The following is a 15,622-nucleotide window of genomic DNA, read 5'->3' on the forward strand; positions in this document are numbered from 1 at the left end:
GTGAATGGGTTGGTGTCTACTATTTATTTGATAGCTGCCAGCGCATGATTTGATTGCGCTTGGAGCAGATTTCGTGCTGCAGTGGATGCCGCAATGCGCCCCGCGGCCACATCGGCCTGCATCTGGGGCAGCAGCTCTTTGACCTGCGGGTGCTGGCGAAACGCGAGCTTGAGGCCCGCGTCGATGCGTTCCCACATCCAGGCCAGCGCCTGCTTCTCGCGCCGCGTGGCCAGGCGGCCGTTGGCGGTTTGCAGCTGGCGGAACTGCGTGACGGCGGCCCAGAAAGCATCCACGCCCTGCCCCAGCAGCGCGCTGATCTGCACGACCTTGGAGTGCCACAGCGTCTCGTCGTGGTGTGCGTTCTCGGGGTTGCCGTGTTGGCTGAGCAGGCGCAGGCTCGACGTGATCTGCGCCTCGGCCCGCGTGGCGGCGTTCTTGTCGATGTCGGCCTTGTTGATGACCACCAGGTCGGCAATCTCCATCACGCCCTTCTTGATGGCCTGCAGATCGTCGCCCGCATTGGGCAGCTGCATCAGCACAAACATGTCCGTCATGCCCGCCACCGCAATCTCGCTCTGGCCCACGCCCACGGTCTCGACGATGACCACGTCGTAGCCTGCGGCCTCGCAGACCAGCATGGCCTCGCGCGTCTTCTCTGCGACTCCGCCCAGCGTGCCGCTGCTGGGGCTGGGGCGGATGTAGGCCTTTTCGTGCACCGACAGGTGTTCCATGCGCGTTTTGTCACCCAGGATGGAGCCGCCCGAGACGGTGCTGGAGGGGTCGATGGTGAGCACGGCCACGCGGTGTCCCTGGCCGATGAGGTACAGGCCCAGGGCCTCGATGAAGGTGGATTTGCCGACACCGGGCACGCCGCTGATGCCGAGGCGGAACGCCTTGCCCGTGTGCGGGAGCAGCTGGGTCAGCAGCTCATCGGCCTGCGCGCGGTGGTCCACCCGCGTCGATTCGAGCAGGGTGATGGCTTTGGACATGGCGCGGCGTTGCACCGCCGCCGTGCCATGCACCACCCCCTCCAAAAGCGCCGCAGGGGTCACGCCACCGCCTTGCGAATCTGCTCCAGCACATCCTTCGCGCTGGCCGGGATGGGGGTGCCAGGGCCGTAGATGCCCTTCACGCCAGCTTCGTACAAGTGCTCATAGTCCTGCGCCGGAATCACACCACCCACAAACACGATGATGTCGTCCGCGCCCTGGTCCTTGAGCGACTGGATGATGGCGGGCACCAGCGTCTTGTGGCCCGCAGCCAGCGTACTCACGCCCACGGCGTGCACGTCGTTTTCGATGGCCTGGCGGGCGCATTCTTCGGGGGTCTGGAACAGCGGGCCCATGTCCACGTCAAAGCCCAAATCGGCAAACGCAGTGGCCACCACCTTGGCGCCCCGGTCGTGGCCGTCCTGGCCTAATTTTGCGATCATGACCCGTGGGCGGCGCCCCTGCTCTTCGGCAAAAGCGTTGATTTCGGTCTTGAGTTTGTCCCAGCCCTCGGCCGAGTCATAAGCAGCTGCGTACACGCCGGTCACCTTTTGTGTGTCGGCGCGGTGGCGCCCGTAAACCTTTTCCAGGGCATCGCTCACCTCGCCCACCGTCGCGCGCAGGCGCACAGCCTGGATGGACAAGTCGAGCAGGTTGCCTTCGCCGCTCTCCGCTGCTGCAGTCAGGGCGTCCAGCGCAGCCTGCACCTTGGCAGCGTCGCGGGTGGCCTTGATCTTTTGCAGGCGAGCGATCTGGCCGTCGCGCACCTTCATGTTGTCGATCTGCAGGATATCGACCGGGTCTTCCTTGGCCAGCTTGTATTTGTTCACCCCGACGATCACGTCCTTGCCGCTGTCGATGCGCGCCTGCTTCTCGGCGGCTGCAGCTTCGATCTTGAGCTTGGCCCAGCCGCTGTCCACGGCCTGGGTCATGCCGCCCATGGCTTCAACCTCTTCGATGATCTTCCAGGCGGCATCGGCCATGTCCTGGGTCAGCTTCTCCATCATGTAGCTGCCGGCCCAGGGGTCGATCACGTTGGTGATGTGGGTCTCTTCCTGGATGATGAGCTGCGTGTTGCGCGCGATGCGGGCAGAAAACTCGGTGGGCAGCGCAATGGCTTCGTCAAAGCTGTTGGTGTGCAGGCTTTGCGTGCCGCCAAACACGGCGGCCATGGCCTCGATGGTGGTGCGCACCACGTTGTTGTAGGGGTCTTGCTCGGTCAGGCTCCAGCCGCTGGTTTGGCAGTGGGTGCGCAGCATCAGGCTCTTGGGGTTCTTGGCACCTGTGGCCTTCATGATGCGGCACCACAGCAGGCGAGCGGCGCGCATCTTGGCGACTTCGAGGTAGAAGTTCATGCCAATCGCCCAGAAGAAGCTCAGGCGCCCGGCGAATTCGTCCACGTCCATGCCCTTGGCGATGGCGGTCTTCACGTATTCCTTGCCGTCGGCCAGTGTGAAGGCCAGTTCCAGTGCTTGGTTGGCCCCGGCTTCCTGCATGTGGTAGCCGCTGATCGAGATCGAGTTGAACTTCGGCATGTTCTTGGCCGTGTACTCGATGATGTCGCCAATGATCTTCATCGACGGCTTGGGCGGGTAGATGTAGGTGTTGCGCACCATGAACTCTTTCAGAATGTCGTTCTGAATGGTTCCGCTGAGCTTGTCTTGCGACACGCCCTGCTCTTCTGCCGCCACCACGTAGCCCGCCAGCACGGGCAGCACCGCGCCGTTCATGGTCATCGACACAGACACCTTGTCGAGCGGGATCTGGTTGAACAGGATCTTCATGTCCTCGACCGAATCGATCGCCACCCCGGCCTTGCCCACATCGCCCGTCACGCGGGGGTGGTCGCTGTCGTAGCCCCGGTGGGTGGCCAGATCAAACGCCACCGACACGCCCTGCCCGCCTGCGGCCAGCGCCTTGCGGTAGAACGCGTTGGATTCTTCGGCGGTGGAAAAGCCTGCGTATTGGCGAATGGTCCACGGCCGTACGGCATACATGGTGGCCTGGGGACCGCGCAGGTAGGGTTCAAAACCGGGCAGTGTGTTGGCATACGGCAGGCTGGCCGTGTCTTCGGCGGTGTACAGCGGCTTGACGGTGATGCCATCGGGCGTGACCCAGTTGAGGGCGCTGACATCGCCCCCCGGTGCCGACTTGGCTGCGGCCTTGGCCCAGGCTTCCAGCGAAGACGCGGCGAACTCTGGGGCGTTGTTGGTGGGTTTGTCACTCATGGCAAAAGCTACTCCGAAGATGGCATGGGGGCGTCCAACACGGCGCACAGGCGGTGACCGCACAGGTGCTGTGGTGTGGCGGCAAGTTTACATCATTCATAATTATTGATTCAAAATATTCTTCGCAGCTTACAATCCACCCCATGTCTGCCCTCACCCTCACTCCCCGCGCGCTCTATGAAGAAGTGGCCGAGCAATTGCGCCAGCGCATCTTCCGCCGCGAGCTTGAGCCCGGCAGCTGGATCGACGAGCTCAAGATTGCCGAGGAATTCGGCATCAGCCGCACACCGCTGCGCGAAGCGCTCAAGGTGCTGGCCGCTGAAGGCCTGGTCACGATGAAGGTGCGCCGTGGCGCCTATGTGACGGAGATGAGTGAAAAAGACCTGCGCGACGTGTACCACCTGCTCAGCCTGCTGGAAAGCGACGCCGCAGGCGTGGTGGCCGAGCGCGCCACCGACGCCCAGCTGAAAACGCTGCAAGACTTGCACGCCGAGCTGGAAGCCGCCGTGGCCGACCGCGAGAAGTTCTTTGCCATCAACGAACGCTTTCACATGCACCTGCTGGAGATGGCCGACAACCGCTGGCGCAGCCAGATGGTGGCTGACCTGCGCAAGGTGATGAAGCTCAACCGCCACAACTCGCTGTTCAAACAAGGGCGCATTGAAGACTCGCTGGGTGAGCACCGCGCCATCCTGGCCGCCATGGTGGCGCGCGACGCCAAGGCCACGGTCAAGGCCATGCAGGCGCACTTTGCGCAGGGGCTGGAAGCAGCGACCTGAGGTGCTGCGGGCCGTGCTGACCCGTACCCACGCGTCCACGATCATTCCGCAAACAGGAACGCACCATTTGCAACACATGGGGTGATCGCACACGGCCCGGCCCAGGTTGCGCTCGTTATCATCCCCCGGGTTTCCACCGAGGCCGTGGCGCCGCACGCCACAGCAGCCTCCACCGCCGAGTTTGATGACCTCTACCCCCGCCGATATCGCCAGCGTGCAAACGCTGCCCCAGCTCCTGGCCTACCGCGCCGCCCGTACTCCCCAGGCCGAGGCCTACCGTGCGTTTGACTCCTCCCGCCAAGCCTGGGCCAGCCTCACCTGGGCGCAGACCGCAGAGCGCGTGAACACCTGGGCCCAAGCCCTCGCCGCCATGCAGCTGCCACCGGCCGCGCGCGTGGCCATCTTGCTGCCCAACGGCCTGCATGCCATGTGCGCCGACCAGGCCACGCTGGCCACTGGTGGCGTGCCCGTGCCGCTGCACGCCATCGACAACCCGGGCAGCATCGCCTACATCCTGGCCGACTGCGAGGCCTCGATGCTCATCGTGAGCCAGGCCGAGCAGTGGGAAAAGATCCGCGCCGTGGGCACGCCGTTCCCAGCCCTGCGCGCAGTGGTGATTACCGATGACGACGACGCTTTCAAGCCCACCCCGGCGTCTATCGACAGCCCGGCAGTGGGCTCGCTCGCGCAGTGGCTGACGGGGGCGGGGCAAACGGGCGCACCTACAACCCGCATGGGCCCGCAGGCCGATGACCTGGCCGCCATCGTCTACACCTCAGGCACCACCGGCAAACCCAAGGGCGTGATGCTGACGCACCGCAACGTGGTCAGCGACGTGAAAGCCGTGCTGGAGCGCATTGCTCCCACGGTGGACGACGTGTTCCTGTCGTTCCTGCCGCTGTCGCACACCTTTGAACGCACGGGCGGCTACTACCTGCCGATTGCGGCGGGCAGTTGTGTGGCCTATGCCAGGTCGGTGGCCCAGCTGGCGGAAGACCTGAAAACCATACGCCCTACCGTGCTGGTGTCGGTGCCGCGCATTTACGAGCGCATCCACGCCAAGCTGATCGAAAAGCTCTCGCCCACCCCGTGGAAGATGCAGCTCTACGAAGCCGCGCAGAACAAGGGCTGGGCCCGGTTTTGTGCCGCACAGCGCCTGCCCGCCCCCACGCCGGACGCCAGCAGCCAGGCTGCAGGCTGGATGGCCGCCCTGCCCTGGCCAGTGCTGCACGCCCTGGTGGCCAAGCCTTTGCTGGCCCAGTTTGGCGGCCGCGTGCGCGTGGCGGTGAGTGGCGGCGCCCCGCTGTCGCCCACCATTGCCAAGTGTTTTCTGGGCCTGGGGCTGCCGCTGATTCAGGGCTACGGCATGACCGAGACCGCGCCGGTGGTGTCGGTCAACGCACTGGACGACAACGACCCCGCCTGCGTGGGCAAGGCCCTGCCCGGTGTGGAGGTGCGCATTGGCGACAACCACGAGCTGCAGGTGCGTGGCCCCATCGTGATGAAGGGCTACTGGAAGCGGCCCGAAGACACGGCCAAGATCCTGAGCCCCGACGGCTGGCTGGGCACCGGCGACCAGGCCGACATCGTGAACGGCCGCATTTACATCAAGGGCCGCATCAAGGAAATCATCGTCACCTCGACCGGCGAGAAGGTGCCCCCCGGCGACCTGGAACTGGCACTGCTGGCCGACCCGTTGCTGGAGCAGGCCTTTGTGGTGGGTGAAAACCGCCCCTTCATCGCCTGCGTGGCCGTGCTGAACGCAGGCGAGTGGCCGCGCCTGGCCGCCGACCTGGGCCTGAACCCCCAGGCGGCGGACAGCCTGAACCACCCCAGCGTGCACCGCGCCGTGCTGGCGCGCATCGAAAAGAACACCGCCAGCTTTGCCCGCTATGCCGTGCCGCGCACGGTGCACCTGACGCTGGAGCCGTGGACGATTGAAAACACCTTCATGACCCCCACGCTCAAGCTCAAGCGCAACAACCTGATGGCGCACTTTGCCGAGGCGATTGAGGGCATGTACCAAAAGCCGGGGCGCTGAGCCAGTCAAGACGGGCTCAGTGCACCAGCTCGCCTTCCCGCGCGTAGGCCGAGCCAAAGCGGTTGGCCAAAAAGTCGTCAAGCGCGACAGCCTCCTGCCCCACAAAGCCCTGCTGCGGCAGCCGCCCCTGCGCCACCAGGTCCAGCGCCGTGCAGATGCCTGCCGCCGTAGTGAGCTGGATGGCGCTGAGCCGGTGCCCCGCCACCTCGGTGCCCACGATGTGGGCGGAATACGAATCCTGCACCAGCCGCCCGCCCTTGAGGCCTGATGCGGTGGCAAACACCACGATCACGTCCTGGTCGGTGGTGGGGATGGCGGTTTCGAGAATGTCCTTGAGCAGATCGCGCCGGTCGCGCAGGCGCAGGTCATTGAGCAGCAGTTTGAGGATGGCGTTGTGGCCCGGGTAGCGGATGGACTGATAGTCCACCTGCCGTGCCTTGCCCGCCAGTGTCTCGGTGAGCGTGCCCAGACCACCCGAGGTGTTGAAGGCCTCGTACTCCACGCCATCGAGCGCAAAGGTTTCCAGCCCTTCCAGCGCCGGAACGGTGGTGCGCACGCCGTCCACAATGGCCTCGCAGGGGTTGCAGTACTCGTTGATGAGGCCTTCGGTGCTCCAGGTCAGGTTGTAGCGCAGTGCGCCCTGCGGGTAGCGTGGCAACGCCCCCACGCGCATGCGCAGGGTGTGCAGGGTGTCAAACCGGCGGGCCAGGTCGTTGCCCACGATGCCGATGAAGCCCGGCGCCAGGCCGCACTGGGGCATGAGCACGCTGCGGGCATTAGCGGCCAGCGCGCGGATGGCCTGGGTGCTGGCCACGTCTTCGGTCAGGTCAAAGTAGTGCACGCCTGCGCTGGCGCACAACGTGGCTACGGGCACAGCGCGGTGGAAGGGCAATGCGTTCAGCACGGCAAAGCGGCCATCGATGGCGGCTTGCAGACTGGCGTCGTCCACGGTCAACCGGGTGGAGATCCCCAGCGCCGCCACTTCGGCCAGGCGGGCCGGATCACGGTCCGCCACCAGGATGTCGTAGTCGCCGGACTGCTGCAGCAAGAGCGCCATCGCAAAGCCGATGTGGCCCGCCCCCAGGACGGTGATGGCGCGGCGGGGGGTGGAGTTCCAGGTGGTGGCAAAGGTGGTCATGGCAGCGCTCCCGGTAGTGCTCGCCACATGCAGCGGCGAGGTGTTGGTGATGCCTTGATGCTAGGCAGCAGCACTGTCAATGTGTAGCTCTCAAAACGTCGAAAACAGCTATTTGTTTTGCCATAACGGCGAATATGATAGTCGTTATAACTTTTTGGACGGAGCACCCATGACCCAGCCCCTGGACGACACCGACCGGCAACTGCTCAGCCTGTTGCAGGCCAACGCGCGCGAGGGCACGGCCCAGCTCGCCCGCAAGCTGGGGCTGGCCCGCACCACCGTGGTGGCGCGCATTGCGCGGCTGGAGCGATTGGGCGTGGTGGCTGGCTACGGGGTGCGGCTGGGTCAGCGGCTTGACGCCACCACCGTGCGGGCCTGGTGCAGCATCAGCGTGCTGCCCAAGACAGCGCCCGCCGTACTGCGCGCGCTGGAGGCCATGGCCGAGGTCGAAGAGGTGTCGGCCGTGAGCGGGCCGTTTGACTATCTGGTGTTCTTGCGTTGCACCAGCCACGAGCAGCTCGATACCCTGCTCGACAAGGTGGGCCAACTGGACGGCGTGCACCAGACGCAGACCAGCATCGTGCTCAGCCGCAAGATCGACCGACGCAGCGTTGGAGCCTGAATACTGCCCCACCGCCCATACTACTTTTTTGATAGCTTTCAGCGCTTTCTACATAAGCGCCAGAAGCCGATTTCACTCAAAAAACCTATAAACTCAGGCCTCGAACTGCGTCGGGTTCTTACCCCGGATGGGCGCATAAAATGCCTTGATGCTCGCCATGTCCCGCTCCACATCGCCCGTGGGCTCAAACAACGGGCCCAGCCCGCCGACCTTGCGGCCGTAGTCCACAAACGCCAGCACGATGGGCACGCCCGCCTGCTGGGCAATGAAGTAGAAGCCCGTCTTCCAGTGCCGCGTCTTGCCCCGCGTGCCTTCGGGCGGCACGATGAGCTGCATGGGGCCGTCGGCATCGCGCATGGCCTGGGCCGAGCTGGCGACCAGGTTGTTGGCCTGGCTGCGATCCACCGGGATGCCGCCCAGCCAGCGCATCACCCCGCCAAACGGCGCCTTGAACAGGCTGTGTTTGCCCATCCAGTACACCCGCAGCCGCAGCGAAAACGCCAGCATCAGCGTGTACGGCAAGTCCCAGTTGCTGGTGTGCGGCGCGGCGATTAGCACGCTTTTGGCGGCGTGGGCAGGCAAGGCGCCTTCCACCTTCCAGCCGGTGATGCGCAGGGTGAAGCGGGAAAAAGCGCGCAGGAGCGTGTTGACAACCGGCGTGTCAAAAATGGTGTGGTGCATGGGAAACGGGTGACAGAACGGGGCCTGGAGCGCTGGAGCGGGTGAAAAACCCGGGCTTTGCAGGCATCGAAAGCGCCGCGAGTATCGCTGATCAGGGCAATGCCCCGCCTTGACGCAAGGCAAATGGCCGTTGCCGCCACATCCTTGAATCCCATGCAAGGCGCTATTGTTGTGATATCTGTTAGGGCAATAAAAATAGGCGCTACCGGGTGTTTCCGCTAAGTTTTCGGTCGCAGCGACTGCCATGCCAAATAAAGCTGGCGTTTGCACCCCACAGGTCCAGAATTCGCCTCCAGCAGGCCCGTGTTCTCACTGCCGCCGCATGCTGCAAGCCCAGCGCCCCACCACCCCGCACTACCGCGACCGCAAGCGGTATGCATGGCTGCTGTCGCTGGTGGTGCCCTGCACCGTGGGCGTAGGCCCGGCGTTGATGGCCTGGACGGGCAATCCGCTGTCGCTGTGGGCGCCGGTGGCGTTTTTCTACCTCGTCGCCCCGTTGCTGGACTGGGTGCTGGGCGTGGACCAGAGCAACCCGCCCGAATCCGCCGTGCCTGCATTGGAAAACGACCGGTACTACCGCCGCATCACCTTTTTGCTGGTGCCGGTGCTGTGGGCGGCCTTCCTCTTCAGCGCCTGGTGGGTGGCCACGCAGCCCCTGCCCTGGCACGGCGTGCTGGCGATGGTCTTGACCACCGGCACAGTGGGCGGGTTCTGCATCAACCTGGGGCATGAGCTGGGCCACAAGAACACGGCGCTGGAGCGCTGGCTGGCCAAGCTGGTGCTGGCGCCCACGGCCTATGGACACTTCTTTATCGAACACAACCGGGGCCACCACCGCGACGTGGCCACCCCGGCCGACCCGGCTTCGTCGCGCATGGGCGAGTCCATCTACCGCTTTGTGCTGCGCGAGATGCCCGGCGCCGCACGCCGCGCCTGGGCGCTGGAGAAAGACCGCCTGGCCCGCCAGCACCTGCCGCTGCTTACATGGCACAACGAGATCCTGCAGCCCGCGCTCGTCACGGCGCTGCTGTGGGCCGGGCTGGCGCTGTGGCTGGGTGTGGCGATCCTGCCGTTTTTGCTCGCGGCGTCGTTCTGGGCCAACTTTCAGCTGACCTCGGCCAACTATGTCGAGCACTACGGGCTGCTGCGCCGCAAGGACGCCAGCGGCCGCTACGAACCTTGCCGCCCCCAGCATTCATGGAACAGCAACCACGTATTCTCCAACTGGGCCCTGTTCCATCTGCAGCGGCACTCCGACCACCACGCGCACCCGCTGCGCCGCTACCAATCTCTGCGGCACTTTGACGATGTGCCGCAGCTGCCCATCGGCTACTTCGGCATGTTCACGCTGGCCTATGTGCCGCCCCTGTGGCGCCGCGTGATGGACCCGCGCCTGCTGGCCCAGGTGGGGCGCGACGCCGCCCACATCAACATCGACCCGCGCCAGCGGGCCGCGATCGTGCGGAAATACGGGTTGCAGGACCTGGGATAGAACGAGTGTGGATGCGCTGGCGACCGGGCACGAGCCCCCTGCGGGCCGACAACCGCCACCTCCAGCACTCCTCTATTGATAGCACCCAGAACAATCGGCACTAGCACCTGCGCCCGTTCTGACCCAAAACCCTCCGCTGGCGCCCCTCACGCAGCCAGTGGGATAATGCAGATTTCGCACCTGCAGCCCCGCAGCGCCCCCGACCAGAGGGGCGTTCTGCTGCAGAACATTCCCCTCCCCGCCTTCGCTGTTTGCCTGTGGAAACCACCCTGAGCCCCTGGCGCATGTCCGTCGCCCCCATGATGGATAGTTGCGATTAACCAACATTCATGCGGTTTTCAAGGGTTTCGTGTGCAGTGCGTGTGCAGTCTTGGCGGTGCGCAAGAAACGTGTGACAGTGGGTTTGCTTCCTTGCACAATGTTCGTTCGACTTACCAGGATCTCAGATGAACGAAGCACTTGCCGCCTCCAAAGCAGACGCCATGCTCTTGGCCATTCTCACAAATCAACAAGAGGTGCTCTACAAAGGCACGATGACGGATCTTTCCAACGCTGAACAGACCGCAGAGGCGCTTGCAGCATTCCGCCGACGGCTGATCGTGAAGCTCATGGAACAGGGCTCTTAGTCAGCCCACAGCCTTGCACATTAACACCAGCTCCCGATTGCCTGAGCGCACGTCCACCAGGCTCTCGATGCCGTAGGTGGTGCCGTTATGGACCACGCGATCCTCGGCAGTCATCCATGGGCGAAACCGCATCCTGATTCTGGCCGTCACCTCGGACACAGCAGCTTGCGCGGCCAGGTACTCCCGGCCCGTCAGCGGCTCCACAGCGGCCCAGCAGGTGAACAGGGGCGCCCAGGTCTCGATGGGCTGGCCCAGCTCGTCATAGGTCGTCGTGAACCGCTCCACCGTCACGCGCTGGTCAAGGTCGCCCGCCCTCATGCGTACACCCGATATGGGTTCAGCAGGCGCTCAAATGTCGGGTTCTTGGACAGCGGGCGCTCCACCAGGGCTTCCCGGTTGGCGTACAGATCGCCCACCAGCAGCAGCGCGGCGGCCTTCACCGGGGCGGGTGCCGTGTCGTCCAGCGGCGCGGGCGCGTTGATGAAGTCGCCCACCGATGCGGCGGCGGCGTCAATCATTGCGCCCAGCAGAGAATCTTCGTCGTCGTGGTCAATGCGGCAATGCAGCTTCGCTTCGTCCAGGGTCAATAGTGCGGCCATGTCGGTTCCTCAGTTGTAGGGGTGCCAGCGCCGTGGTGAAAGGTCAGGGCCATGCCCGCATCGGGGAATCACTCTCCTTTGCGTCCATTCCGTGAAGCCCACTCGCTGGCTGTCGGGGTTTTTCCTGAAACGCGGCACTGCCCGACTAATCCGCGTCCTGGCTTTCCTTTCGGCCCCCCAGGCTAGGGTGAATCAAACGAACGTGAAGCCCTCCAGGGTCACGCCCATGGCTTCCTCGGCCTTGGACGCCACACCCATGGCCATGGCCAGCGCCACCAGGCCATCAATGCGGCCTGTTGCTTTTTGCTTGTCGAGCTTGCGATTGCCTGCGGGGTCTTTCGCCGTCACGGCATTGGCTGCGCACCAGGTCAGCAGCGGATTGCCGCCGTGCGCAATGCGCCCATTCAGCAGCTCGGCCTCCAGCACATCAAGGGCAGGCGAGAAACTTTGGAACCCTTGGCCGAACTCCACCAGCGGCAGCTCGGCACCCATGCGATCCAGCTCCCGGCGCAGTTGGTCGATACGCCAGCGGTCGAAGGCGATGGCCTGCACATCCATTTCAGCGAAGATTTCCAGCATGTCCGCTGCAACGTGTTCGAGGTCAACCGATGCGCCTGGCGTCGTCCGTAGCACGCCTTGCCGGTGCCACACGTCATAGGGGGCACGATCACGGCGGGCACGATCAGCAAGGCCGATTTCAGGGGCCCAGAAGTGCGGTTGCACATGCCACACGCCATCCACCTGGCCCACGATCACCAGGGCTGTCAGGTCGGTGCGGGCGGACAAGTCCAGGCCAGCGAACACCGGAACGTCAGCGCAAATTTGCGTCGGCGTTGCACAAGCCTTCCACACGTCCGGCGATATGAATGGGGAGACAGTCGAAACCCGCTGATTGAGCAGCAGATTGCGGGCGGTGTTCTCCATGCTCGGCATACGCTGGGCCTGCGTCATCTGTTCGCGCAGGTCGTCCAGGCTGCGGAACAGGCCCAGGGCTGGATTTGCCGCACGCCATGCGCTCTCGTCCATGAGGTCGCAGCCTTCGGGCGCGGCGTATAGGTGGCAGACAATCTTCGGATCACCAGACTTCAAGGCGTCGTCAATCTGCACGCTGAGCCAATCCGCATCCGATGCAGCCTGCGTGCTGATGATGATTTGCAGCGGGTTTTCGTGTGCCCCTTGGGAGGTCAGCAGACTGTCGATAAAGTCGTCTTGCGGGCCACGCACCTGGCCCCATTCGTCACCAATAATCAGCAGGGGACTCGCTCCCATCGCTGTCTTGGCCTCGGCACTCATGGCGCGATATTCCACATTCATGGGCAGGCCGATGATGCGTTTCCCGCTCGGTATGACGCGCACCAGCGGGGCCAGCTTCGGGGACTGTTGGATCATGAGACAGCACAGCCGGAACACCAGCGATGCCTGTTCACGCGACAAGGCGCCAGAAACTGCGGTGGCGTTCTGACGCGCTTCAGGCCCCACGATGAAGGCGGCGAGGATGGCGGCTATCAGCGCGGTCTTGCCCCCCTGTGTGCCTTGGCTGAGGATGGCGCGGCGGGTGCCGTGGGGGTTGTCGAAAACGTCAACAATGAACTGCTTTTGGAAATCAGCCAGCACCATGGGCTGGCCCACGTCCTTCCCTTCGGGCACGCGCAGATAGCGTTCCACAAATTCGATGATGCGGGCGGCGCGGGTCATGTTGGATTTGAAATCTGACTTAGACAGCGCGCAGGCGGGGGATCAGGTCGTCCGCGTCGTCCTGGCGTGCGTGACGTTCCAGCTCGGCACCCTTGGCAATGTCTGCCGACCGTCCGACCGTGGCCACCGTGTTGACGGCAATGGCGCGAGTGAGGGCAAGGGCAAGGCGGGTCAGCTTGATGTGGTCGTCTGAGCCTACGGGCGCGGCCTCCAGGGCGCATTGCACGCGGGCAAGGTTCGCAGCCGATGCCATGTCCACCGGGTTCCACGTATCGCGGGGCCTGGCCTGCACGATGGCGTCCCAAAACGGGCGGGCCTCGGGTGGCACCAGCACATGCGCGGGCGGCTCCAAGGGCGGCAGGGCTGCGGCTTGGGTGGCGGCGATGGCTGCGGCGGCGCTGTCGGAGCGCTTGCGCTTGGGGGTCAGCTTCATGATTGCCTATTTTTTAAGCAGTCAGCATTAAAAGAAGGGGAACAGGTCGGTTCTGAGCTGTCAGCCGCTGGTGATTTCTGAGAGTCGCCTACAACGTCCCCGGCAAGGCCCGTAGCGGCCTCCACAGTCGATTTGTTCCAATGGCTTGAGGGGTTGGCAGGCCAGCCGCTCACATCGCATCCATGGTTCACCCGCTTGCCCATGTCGTGGGCGGTGTGTCGGCTATGGCACGGAGCACACAAGCCGACGAGGTTGGAGCGGCTGTTGTCCATGGCGTTGTCGTTGATGTGATGCACTTGTGTCGCCGGTTCGATCAGTCCACGCGCTTCGCACTCGGGGCACAGCGGCTGTTCTGCCAGCACCATGCGGCGCAGCTTTGCCCAGGCGTCGGAGTTGAGCGGTAGCAGCCGTCCGTTCTTCGCCGTGGTGTAGCGCTTGGTCTTGATGTCGGCTAGCGTCAAGGGCTTGCGCGGCAGCTCGTCCGCCATCTTCAAGCCTCGGGCCTTCCAGGGGTCCAGCATCTTCATGCCGCGGCCTCCTGTTGCTTGCTCGGGTATGGCAGCGGCGCAGGGGTGGCATTTGAGGTTGCACCCTTCGGCACGTCAGGTGCGGAAGTCTCTTTGTCGTCCAGGCCCTCGATGGCGGGCAGGTTCTCCAGCTTGCGGGCCTCAGACTTGAGCATCCATCCGTCGCTGATGCCGGAGCTGTAGAACGCGGCTCGGTTGGCACTGTCGCCACGCAACAAACCCTCCACCTGATGCTCGGCAAAGTACATGCGGCGCCCTGCGTCTGTCAGGCACTTGGCTGCAATGCCTTGCTCCCATGCCACCAGGTGGCGGCGTAGGGTCTGGGTCACGAACTGGCGGGCCATCTCCACGCTGTTGGAGTAGTTGCCATTCCTCAGATCACCGATGACCGTGGGCGGTACGCGGAACAGGCGGGCCACTTCCTCCACGCTGAACTGTCGGGCGGCGATCCACTCGGCATCCTCCAGCGTCATGGATAGGGCCTGAAAGTCCACGCCTTCCTCCAGAATCGCGGTGCGGCCTGCGTTACCTCCACCTGCGTGCTGGCTTGCCCACGATGTGGCGATGGCCTGGCGCTGCTCGGGCTTCAGGCGTCCGGGGAACTTCAACACGCCCAACAACTTCGCCCCATTGGTGAAGGTGTTTCGGCCATGCTCGTTCTCGGCTTGGGCCAGCTCCACCACTCCACGCGCGGCAGTGATAGGCGACACGCCCATAACCCCGTCATCACCCAGGCGGTGGCGAAGGTGAAGAACTTCATGGGCCAGCAGGCGGGTTAGAACCCCGTCCTTCGTGTAGTCGTACACCAGGCCGGATGCCGTGCGCTGCACTTGCACGTTGTCCGGGTTGAGTGGCCACAGCTCCCGCACCTGGCCATCCCAGCCGCGCACAATGCGGGCGAAGGCGTTGCCTCGGAGTAGCACACATGCCTGCATGTACTCGCGGGCCTCCAGGGCGGTCTGCTCGGGGTTGGCTTGGTCGTGCAGCACCCGATAGAGCGGGTGGTCTGATGCGCGCTCGCGGTCGTCGCCGTTGCGCTTGAACAGGATCAGCGGCAGGGATGCCGTTGTCTCTGCGATGGCTTGGACGCAGGCATAGACAGCCGATACACCCTGAGCGGTGGCAGGCGTGACAGCCGATGCACTGATGGGCACAGGCCAGCCATTGACCCCGATGGTGCTGCGCGCCTCCAGGCCGATGGCGCTTTTGATGCGGGTGATGATGCTCATCGGCAAGTCTCCAGCCACACGCGGTTGCAGTCCCAGAAAGAGCGCTCAGGCGGGCGGCTGCGCTTCGCCACTTCGGTGTCCGGGTAGGCGGGCGTCGCCGTCACAGTGATTTCGGCCAATTCCACGTTGCGCAGCTCGCGCAGCATGGAGCCGTCGCCACGGTCTAGCCAGGTGTCGCCACCAGGCGGAACGATGAAGCCAAACGAGGCACCTTGGATAACCCGGCTCTCCACCAAAACGGCAATATCGCGGGCCACTGAGGTATCAGGCAAGCGAAGCTCAAAAGCCAATCCATGGGCGTCCTCCCGAAGTTGCAGGGTGCCGGATGCGGTGCTTCCCAGCAGGGCGCGGCGGTCGTGGTCAGCCAGTGCCACGATGTTGCGGCCATCGGATAGCGAGTGTTTGAAGGCCCCGGCGCGGATCACCTCGTGGAAGTCGGCAATCCGTGTCTCCGAGTTGAAGCGCGCAACATATCCTGTCAGCCGTCCGGGCGATGACGCCCGAAGCTCGCCAGTACGAATTTCAAGCGTCATCGTCTGCCCC

Annotated in this window: 16 protein-coding genes; 5 read left to right on the forward strand and 11 right to left on the reverse strand. The window is 64.3% G+C overall.

Going from position 1 to position 15,622, the window contains the following annotated elements; all coding sequences use genetic code 11:
• Positions 1-23 precede the first annotated feature (23 nt).
• Both meaB and scpA read right to left on the reverse strand, forming a co-directional pair.
• Positions 24-1,052, reverse strand: coding sequence for a methylmalonyl Co-A mutase-associated GTPase MeaB (meaB, locus tag C380_RS12065; RefSeq protein WP_015014135.1), 1,029 nt, complete (start codon positions 1,050-1,052; stop codon positions 24-26).
• The gene (gene scpA, locus C380_RS12070; protein WP_015014136.1) at positions 1,049-3,217 is read right to left on the reverse strand and encodes a methylmalonyl-CoA mutase; all 2,169 of its coding nucleotides are present in this window, start codon (positions 3,215-3,217) and stop codon (positions 1,049-1,051) included. The genes meaB and scpA overlap by 4 nt, the downstream gene beginning before the upstream one ends.
• Before the next feature lie 143 nt (positions 3,218-3,360).
• Between scpA and C380_RS12075 the strand changes: the two genes are divergently transcribed.
• Both C380_RS12075 and C380_RS12080 read left to right on the forward strand, forming a co-directional pair.
• Positions 3,361-3,996 carry a GntR family transcriptional regulator gene (locus tag C380_RS12075; RefSeq protein WP_015014137.1) on the forward strand — a complete coding sequence of 212 codons (636 nt, stop codon included), beginning with the start codon at positions 3,361-3,363 and terminating at the stop codon, positions 3,994-3,996.
• Between the two features lie 184 nt (positions 3,997-4,180).
• Positions 4,181-6,037 (forward strand): long-chain fatty acid--CoA ligase, encoded by a 1,857-nt coding sequence (locus tag C380_RS12080; protein WP_015014138.1) that lies wholly within the window; start codon positions 4,181-4,183, stop codon positions 6,035-6,037.
• Between the two features lie 16 nt (positions 6,038-6,053).
• Here the strand turns inward: C380_RS12080 and C380_RS12085 are convergent, their stop codons facing one another.
• Entirely contained in the window at positions 6,054-7,175 is a 1,122-nt protein-coding gene (locus tag C380_RS12085) for a saccharopine dehydrogenase family protein (protein WP_015014139.1), read from the reverse strand.
• Positions 7,176-7,344: 169 nt separating this feature from the next.
• Between C380_RS12085 and C380_RS12090 the strand changes: the two genes are divergently transcribed.
• Positions 7,345-7,797, forward strand: coding sequence for an Lrp/AsnC family transcriptional regulator (locus tag C380_RS12090; protein WP_015014140.1), 453 nt, complete (start codon positions 7,345-7,347; stop codon positions 7,795-7,797).
• A gap of 93 nt (positions 7,798-7,890) precedes the next feature.
• Here the strand turns inward: C380_RS12090 and C380_RS12095 are convergent, their stop codons facing one another.
• Positions 7,891-8,478 carry a lysophospholipid acyltransferase family protein gene (locus tag C380_RS12095; RefSeq protein WP_015014141.1) on the reverse strand — a complete coding sequence of 196 codons (588 nt, stop codon included), beginning with the start codon at positions 8,476-8,478 and terminating at the stop codon, positions 7,891-7,893.
• Between the two features lie 322 nt (positions 8,479-8,800).
• On the opposite strand from C380_RS12095, the gene C380_RS12100 reads away from it, so the two are divergent.
• Both C380_RS12100 and C380_RS12105 read left to right on the forward strand, forming a co-directional pair.
• Positions 8,801-9,970, forward strand: coding sequence for an alkane 1-monooxygenase (locus C380_RS12100; protein WP_015014142.1), 1,170 nt, complete (start codon positions 8,801-8,803; stop codon positions 9,968-9,970).
• Between the two features lie 446 nt (positions 9,971-10,416).
• Positions 10,417-10,596, forward strand: a complete 180-nt coding sequence (locus tag C380_RS12105) for a hypothetical protein (protein WP_043565368.1) — start codon at positions 10,417-10,419, stop codon at positions 10,594-10,596.
• Here the strand turns inward: C380_RS12105 and C380_RS12110 are convergent, their stop codons facing one another.
• The 7 genes from C380_RS12110 to C380_RS12140 all read right to left on the reverse strand — a co-directional run bounded on the left by C380_RS12110 (position 10,597) and on the right by C380_RS12140 (position 15,612).
• On the reverse strand, positions 10,597-10,914 hold the full coding sequence (locus C380_RS12110; protein ID WP_015014143.1) for a phage head closure protein: 318 nt from the start codon (positions 10,912-10,914) through the stop codon (positions 10,597-10,599).
• Positions 10,911-11,195, reverse strand: coding sequence for a head-tail connector protein (locus C380_RS12115; RefSeq protein ID WP_015014144.1), 285 nt, complete (start codon positions 11,193-11,195; stop codon positions 10,911-10,913). Before C380_RS12115 ends, C380_RS12110 begins: the two co-directional genes overlap by 4 nt.
• A 192-nt stretch (positions 11,196-11,387) precedes the next feature.
• Positions 11,388-12,890, reverse strand: coding sequence for a terminase large subunit (locus C380_RS12120; RefSeq protein WP_015014145.1), 1,503 nt, complete (start codon positions 12,888-12,890; stop codon positions 11,388-11,390).
• Positions 12,891-12,909: 19 nt separating this feature from the next.
• Complete coding sequence (locus C380_RS12125; RefSeq protein WP_015014146.1) at positions 12,910-13,323, reverse strand: hypothetical protein; 414 nt, start codon at positions 13,321-13,323, stop codon at positions 12,910-12,912.
• Positions 13,320-13,850: an HNH endonuclease signature motif containing protein gene (locus C380_RS24480; RefSeq protein WP_015014147.1), complete on the reverse strand. Its 531-nt coding sequence runs from the start codon at positions 13,848-13,850 to the stop codon at positions 13,320-13,322. Before C380_RS24480 ends, C380_RS12125 begins: the two co-directional genes overlap by 4 nt.
• Entirely contained in the window at positions 13,847-15,079 is a 1,233-nt protein-coding gene (locus tag C380_RS12135; protein WP_015014148.1) for a phage portal protein, read from the reverse strand. Before C380_RS12135 ends, C380_RS24480 begins: the two co-directional genes overlap by 4 nt.
• Entirely contained in the window at positions 15,076-15,612 is a 537-nt protein-coding gene (locus C380_RS12140; RefSeq protein WP_043565369.1) for an HK97 family phage prohead protease, read from the reverse strand. The genes C380_RS12135 and C380_RS12140 overlap by 4 nt, the downstream gene beginning before the upstream one ends.
• Positions 15,613-15,622: the final 10 nt, after the last annotated feature.

It is taken from the genome of Acidovorax sp. KKS102 (genome assembly GCF_000302535.1).
Taxonomy (GTDB): domain Bacteria; phylum Pseudomonadota; class Gammaproteobacteria; order Burkholderiales; family Burkholderiaceae_C; genus Acidovorax.

What these genes read in the sequence shown, in the direction of transcription:
- C380_RS24480 (WP_015014147.1), bottom strand. Translation starts at nt 13,850, where the DNA reads ATGAAGATGCTGGACCCCTGGAAGGCCCGAGGCTTGAAGATGGCGGAC.
- C380_RS12075 (WP_015014137.1), top strand. Translation starts at nt 3,361, where the DNA reads ATGTCTGCCCTCACCCTCACTCCCCGCGCGCTCTATGAAGAAGTGGCC.
- C380_RS12090 (WP_015014140.1), top strand. Translation starts at nt 7,345, where the DNA reads ATGACCCAGCCCCTGGACGACACCGACCGGCAACTGCTCAGCCTGTTG.
- scpA (WP_015014136.1), bottom strand. Translation starts at nt 3,217, where the DNA reads ATGAGTGACAAACCCACCAACAACGCCCCAGAGTTCGCCGCGTCTTCG.
- C380_RS12095 (WP_015014141.1), bottom strand. Translation starts at nt 8,478, where the DNA reads ATGCACCACACCATTTTTGACACGCCGGTTGTCAACACGCTCCTGCGC.
- C380_RS12100 (WP_015014142.1), top strand. Translation starts at nt 8,801, where the DNA reads ATGCTGCAAGCCCAGCGCCCCACCACCCCGCACTACCGCGACCGCAAG.
- C380_RS12140 (WP_043565369.1), bottom strand. Translation starts at nt 15,612, where the DNA reads ATGACGCTTGAAATTCGTACTGGCGAGCTTCGGGCGTCATCGCCCGGA.
- C380_RS12080 (WP_015014138.1), top strand. Translation starts at nt 4,181, where the DNA reads ATGACCTCTACCCCCGCCGATATCGCCAGCGTGCAAACGCTGCCCCAG.
- C380_RS12105 (WP_043565368.1), top strand. Translation starts at nt 10,417, where the DNA reads ATGAACGAAGCACTTGCCGCCTCCAAAGCAGACGCCATGCTCTTGGCC.
- C380_RS12115 (WP_015014144.1), bottom strand. Translation starts at nt 11,195, where the DNA reads ATGGCCGCACTATTGACCCTGGACGAAGCGAAGCTGCATTGCCGCATT.
- C380_RS12125 (WP_015014146.1), bottom strand. Translation starts at nt 13,323, where the DNA reads ATGAAGCTGACCCCCAAGCGCAAGCGCTCCGACAGCGCCGCCGCAGCC.
- C380_RS12085 (WP_015014139.1), bottom strand. Translation starts at nt 7,175, where the DNA reads ATGACCACCTTTGCCACCACCTGGAACTCCACCCCCCGCCGCGCCATC.
- C380_RS12135 (WP_015014148.1), bottom strand. Translation starts at nt 15,079, where the DNA reads ATGAGCATCATCACCCGCATCAAAAGCGCCATCGGCCTGGAGGCGCGC.
- C380_RS12110 (WP_015014143.1), bottom strand. Translation starts at nt 10,914, where the DNA reads ATGAGGGCGGGCGACCTTGACCAGCGCGTGACGGTGGAGCGGTTCACG.
- C380_RS12120 (WP_015014145.1), bottom strand. Translation starts at nt 12,890, where the DNA reads ATGACCCGCGCCGCCCGCATCATCGAATTTGTGGAACGCTATCTGCGC.